Annotated in this window: 3 protein-coding genes; all 3 read left to right on the top strand. The window is 38.8% G+C overall.

The window, feature by feature from the left end; all coding sequences use genetic code 11:
* Window positions 1-2 precede the first annotated feature (2 nt).
* Complete coding sequence (locus tag ACK4HO_RS09485; protein WP_409665212.1) at window positions 3-938, top strand: type IX secretion system membrane protein PorP/SprF; 936 nt, start codon at window positions 3-5, stop codon at window positions 936-938.
* Window positions 939-949: 11 nt separating this feature from the next.
* The gene (locus ACK4HO_RS09490) at window positions 950-2,824 is read left to right on the top strand and encodes an OmpA family protein (protein ID WP_409665214.1); all 1,875 of its coding nucleotides are present in this window, start codon (window positions 950-952) and stop codon (window positions 2,822-2,824) included.
* Window positions 2,825-2,957: 133 nt separating this feature from the next.
* On the top strand, window positions 2,958-6,561 hold a 3,604-nt coding region (locus ACK4HO_RS09495), incomplete at its 3' end, for a beta strand repeat-containing protein (protein WP_409665216.1).

Below are 6,561 nucleotides of genomic sequence, written 5' to 3' on the forward strand. Positions count from 1 at the left end.
TAATGAAAAAAGGATATTTAGCACTGGCATTACTATCATTGTTCACAATGGAAGTGAAAGCACAGCAAGATCCACATTATACACAATACATGTATAATATGAACGTCATGAATCCGGCATATGCAGGTTCAAAAGAGAACATATCGGGAGGATTACTTTACCGTCAACAATGGGTTGGGTTAGAAGGCGCTCCAAAAACAGCCACTTTTGCCATTCACAGTCCGGTTGGTAAAAATGTAGGGTTGGGATTGTCTGCTATTTCAGATAAAATCGGACCGGTGGAAGAAACCAATGTATACGGAGATTTCTCTTATACTGTAAATATGGGTGGCCAAAGTAGACTGGCTTTCGGTTTGAAAGCCGGGGCCACTTTTCAAAAAATCGGATTGTTTTCTGAAATCGGAAATGGGTATACCCAACAACCTGGCGATTTTGCTTTTGACGAAAACAGTAGTAATATCAAATTGAATATTGGTACCGGATTGTTTTTCTACACCAATAAATATTATGCCGCTTTGTCTGTGCCGAATATGTTGGATGGAAAACACTTAGACATCACCCGAAACGGACAAGAGTACCAATTTGGTAGCGATACCCAACACTATTTTTTAACCAGTGGATATGTGTTTGACTTATCGGCTAATACTAAATTTAAACCGTCTTTTATGTTGAAATCAGCTTTCAAAGCACCAACATCTCTTGACTGTTCGGCTAACTTCTTGTTCTTTGAAAAATATGAAATCGGCGGAACGTATCGTTTAGACGATTCCTTCGGAGCCATGATTAACTTTGCAGTAACGCCTTCGGTTAGAATTGGCTATGCTTATGACCATGTAATTTCAGATATCAGAGGAACATCTCCGGCTTCACATGAGTTTATGTTGTTATTTGATTTAAATTTGTCTAAAAAAGTTTCTGTTTCACCAAGATTTTTCTAAAAACAACAATTATGAAAAAAACATATATCACCTTTAGTTTGATATTATTGCTAACAGCAAGTTACGGACAAAACAGTGCTACTGCCAAAGCCGATAAGCTATTTGAAAGCTATCAGTATGTTGCTGCTATCGAGGAATACCAGAAACTAGCCGAAAGTAAAGGCGCTAATGAATACATTTATACCCAGTTAGCAGAGAGTTATTACAATGTTTTTGATTCAGAAAATGCTTCAAAATGGTATGCTAAAGCAACTGCCAAAGGTAAAGCGGATGCAGAAACTTATTACCGTTATGCGCAAACTTTAAAAGTTTTGGGTAAATATTTGGAAGCCAATAAACAAATGGATGTTTTTGCCAAAATGATGCCTAAAGACGACAGAGCAAAGGAACATTTGGCCAATCCAAATTACATTCCGAGTTTGGCCACCAATACAAAATTATTTGATGTTGCCGAAACCAATATCAAAAGCAAAGGACAAAGTGATTTTGGCGCGTTGTTAACCAATGACAATATTCTTTATTTTGCCAGTACCAGAAACAGTTCTAACAAAACGGATAAATGGAACAACCAACCGTATTTAGATATTTACCAATCTACCAGAGATGACAAAGGAAGTTTTTCTGAACCTACTGCGGTTAGGGAGTTAAATACCCCTTTTCACGATGGTCCGGTAACTTTAAGCGCTGACGGTAATACCATGTTTTTTGCCAGAGACGGACACAGTGAAGGACAATACGAAAAAAGTAAAAAAAGCAATACTAAAATTGGACAACAAGGTATTTACAAAGCGACAAAAGTAGATGGTAAATGGACCAATGTTGAAGCTTTGCCTTTTAACAGTACCAGTTATTCAGCTACCAATCCAAGTTTGAGTAAAGATGGTAAAACCTTGTATTTTGCCTCTAATATGCCGGGCGGATTAGGAGAATCTGATATTTGGAAAGTGACTGTTGAAGCTAATGGATATGGTAAACCTCAAAATTTGGGTACCAATGTAAATACAGCCAATAAAGAAAATTTCCCTTTCATTACTGAAGATAATACTTTGTATTTTGCTTCTTTAGGAAGACAAGGGTTGGGAGGATTTGATGTTTATAAAACCAATTTAAACGGTTCAGACCAAGCCATTAATCTTGGTAAACCTGTTAATAGTGAGAAAGATGATTTCTCCTTCAGTTTTAATAAAAATGCCAATATTGGTTATTTCTCTTCTAACAGAAATGGTGACGATGCTATATTTTCGGCAGCACCACTTTGTAAAGCAGAAGCTATTGTATTGGTGACAAATGCCAAAACAAAAGCGCCATTGGCCAATGCTTCAGTAGCTATTTTAGACTTAAAAGGAAATGTAATCGCTACAGAGAAATCAAATGCTGCAGGAAAAGTAAGTTACCCTATTGAATGTAATTTAGGTTACGGTTTACAAGTAGCTGCTCAAAATTTTGAAACCGCTAGTTCCGCTGTAAAAGCTGTAAAAGCAGGTGAAACAGTTGTTGAGGTTGCCTTAGTGCCATCTGAAGTGATTATTACGGATACAGAAGTTATCTTAAATCCGATTTATTTTGCATACGATAAAAGCAACATCACCGCTCAAGGTGCTTTAGAATTAGATAAGTTAGTCAAAGTAATGCAAGACAATCCTTCAATGGTGATTTTTGTTAAGTCACATACCGATTCAAAAGGAAGTTTGAACTACAACTTAAACTTATCAGAAAGAAGAGCGCAATCAACTGTTCAGTATTTAATTTCTAAAGGAATCACTCAAGGTCGTATTTCCGGAAAAGGATTCGGAAGCACTGAACAAAAAGTAAAATGCGGAACCAATTGTACACCGGAACAAGATGCTCAAAACAGACGCTCTGAGTTCTTGATAGTGAAAAAATAGATAGTAATTTTTAAAAATAGAATACCCAATCATTGAGTTAAAGAGTAAAAGTTAAATAAATTAATGGTTGGTAAATGATAGCTAATCTCGATGAAAATTGAGATTGGCTATTGTGCATAAATATGATGATTCAATGAAGAAAGTTTTAACGTTATTATTATCCTTTGTTTTTGTCAATACAATTCTTGCCCAAGTAGAGCCCAATGACTGCGTTAATGCGCTTACTATTTGTGGAAACGGCACCTTTTTTTCCAATGCAAGCGGTATAGGTAACACTCAGGAAATTAATGCTTGTGGTGGATTTGAAAGTAATTCTCTTTGGTTAGAAATCAATATTGTTCAAGGAGGAACATTAGGGTTCAATTTGATTCCTGATGACCCGGATATCATGGTAGATTATGATTTTTGGGTATTTGGACCCAATGCTGTTTGTGGCGCTCTCGGAGCACCTATTCGTTGTGCAACTACTAATCCGCAACAGGCTGGTTTGACTTCAAACTGGACCGGAATGTATGGCTCCACTTTAAATACCCAAGTTGGTCCCGGACCAAATGGTAACGGATATGTAAGATGGCTTAATGTATTGCCGGGACAATCTTATTACATTGCTATTGACAGACCCAATGGAGACGGTGGTTTCCAACTACAATGGATAGGTACAGCTACTGCCGGAACGGGAGCATTTCCTTCGCCACCTGTTGCAGCTTCAATCCCTGATGTAATGACCTGTAGCAATACACCAAATGTTGGGATTTATAACCTAAATTCCGTTAGTCCACTTATAAATGCAGACACTACTAATAATACATTTACCTATCATGAAACCGCTGCGGATGCAAATGATAATGTTAATGCACTACCTGGTATTTATTCAAATATATCAAATCCCCAGACAATTTATGTGAGGGTAACAGACAATAATTCAAATTGTTATAGTGTTACTGAGTTTGATTTAGTGGTTAATTTAGTCCCCAATGCGAGCGTGAGTGTATCTCCTACAGTTATTTGCTCGGGCGATAGTGCAACGGTTACTTTTACCGGAACACCTGGAGCCAATATAGATTACAATATTAATGGCGGACCAACACAAAACACAAATTTGGATGCTACAGGAGTTTTTACTTTAACACAATCTCCCACATCAAACACAACTTATACGCTTACGGGAGTCAGAGCATTAAATGCTTCGGGTGCTACTATTTGTTCACAACCCCTAAATCAATCGGCTACTGTAACGGTGAATCCATTGCCAACCGCTGCCATATCAGGAACTACTACTATATGCTCCGGTAGCACAACGACAATTACTTTTAGTGGTACGCCCAATGCAACAGTGACTTATACTGTAAATGGGGGTGCCAATCAAACTATTGTTCTTAACGGAGCAGGTTCGGCAACGATTACAACTCCTGTCTTAACCGCTGATATTACCTATGACCTTGTGAGTGTAGCTTCTTCGGGAACACCGGTTTGTAGTCAGACTCAAACAGGTTCAGCCATTGTTACAGTTATTACCTTACCAACGGCTACAATATCAGGAACAACTTCTGTTTGTTCGGGCTCAACAACAATTATCACTTTCAACGGAACACCAAATGCCACAGTTACTTACACGGTAAATAGTGGAGCCAATCAAACGATTGTTTTGGATGGAACCGGTTCAGCTGCGCTAACCACTTCAGCATTGACTGTAAATACAACCTATGCTTTAGTAAGTGTTACAACTTCCGGAAGTTCTTCTTGTAGTCAAGCGCAAACCGGTTCGGCTGTAATCACTATAAACTCTGCGCCAACGGCAACCATATCCGGAACCACCACAATTTGTTCGGGAAGCACAACGGTTATTACTTTTAACGGAACACCCAATGCTACCGTTACTTATACTATCAATAGTGGGGCGAATCAAACCATACTTTTGAACGGATTAGGTTCGGCTACTTTGACAACACCAGCATTAACAACTACTACAGCTTATGACTTGGTGCAGGTTACTCTGTCAGGAACACCACCGTGTAGTCAAACTTTGGTTGGCTCTGCTTTGGTAACGGTTAATCTTTTACCGACAGCAACAATCTCTGGGACTACTACTATCTGTTCTGGGACTACGGCAGTGATTACTTTCAACGGAACGCCAAATGCTACTGTTACTTACACAGTAAATGGTGGTGCCAATCAGACTATTGTTTTAAACGGAACAGGTTCGGCTACTATTACTACTCCAATTTTATCGGCAAATAGTACTTATGCTTTAGTGAGTGTAACCTCTTCAGGCTCTCCGGCTTGTAGTCAAAACCAAACCGGTTCTGCTGTAATCACGGTTAATCCTTTGCCGACAGTAACAATCACGGGGACAACTACAATTTGTTTAGGCACAACAACTACAATTACTTTCAATGGTACACCAAATGCAACAGTTACATATACAGTAAATGGTGGTGCCAATCAGACTATTGTTTTAAACGGAGTTGGTTCAGCAACACTTACTACACCATCATTAATTGCAAATACAACTTATACTTTAGTAAATGTTACTGCTGCAGGAATTCCGGCATGTACTCAGACACAGAGTGGCTCAGTTATTATAACCATTAATGCTTTGCCAACGGCTACTATTTCTGGTACTACCACAATTTGTTCTGGAAACACTACTGTTATTACTTTCAACGGAACGCCAAATGCTACCGTTGTTTATGCCATAAATGGAGGAGCCAATCAAAACATTGTTTTAGACGGAACAGGTACGGCTAACTTTACTACCCCAATTTTAAATACTAATACCACTTATGCTTTAGTGAATGTGACTGCTTCTGGAGTTCCTGCTTGTAGTCAGACACAAACCGGGTCGGCTGTTGTAACAGTAAATGCATCACCAACTGTAACAATTTCCGGTACAACAACCATTTGTTCCGGGAATACAGCAGTAATCACTTTTAACGGTACTGCCAATGCAACGGTTACTTATACTATAAACGGCGGTGCCAATCAAACAATTCTTCTAGACGTTATAGGAGTTGCCACGGTAACCACGCCGGTTTTGACCGCTAACAGTACTTATACTTTAGTGAGTGTTACTGCTTCAAGTGCTCCGTTTTGTAGTCAAACGCAGTCCGGTTCGGCAGTAATAACTGTTAATCCTCTTCCGGTAATCACCAATGTGCCATCAAATGTGGTAGTTTGTTCAGAAGAGACTGTAACCACAAATTCTTTCGTCAGTTCTCCTGTAGGGGCAAGTTTTAGTTGGACTAATAGTTTGTCATCGATTGGATTATCAGCTTCAGGAACCGGTAATATTCCTAATTTTGTAGCCTCCAATAATGGTTCTTCGGCTGTTACAGCTACTATTAACATTGTTGCCACTTTGAACAACTGTTCAACAACAGGTTCTTATACCATTACTGTCAACCCACTTCCCTTAGCCAATCCTGTGATTACAGATTATGAGTTGTGTGATTACAACAACCCGGGAGATGGAGTAGAAGTCTTTACTTTAAATACTAAAGACGCTGAGATTGCCAATGGACAAGCTAATGTTACTGTTAATTATTATTTAACTCAAGGTGATGCTGAGACCCAAACGAGTCCATTACCGAATTTATACAGTAATATCAGTAATCCACAAGAGATTTGGATAAATATCAGTAATAATACTACGGGTTGTAGTTCGGTGAGTTCGTTCAATTTGGTGGTAAATCCTTTGCCATTGGCTACAACACCGGATCCTATATTCCAATGTAGTA

Source organism: Flavobacterium sp., from assembly GCF_046296355.1.
Classification (GTDB): Bacteria; Bacteroidota; Bacteroidia; order Flavobacteriales; family Flavobacteriaceae; genus Flavobacterium.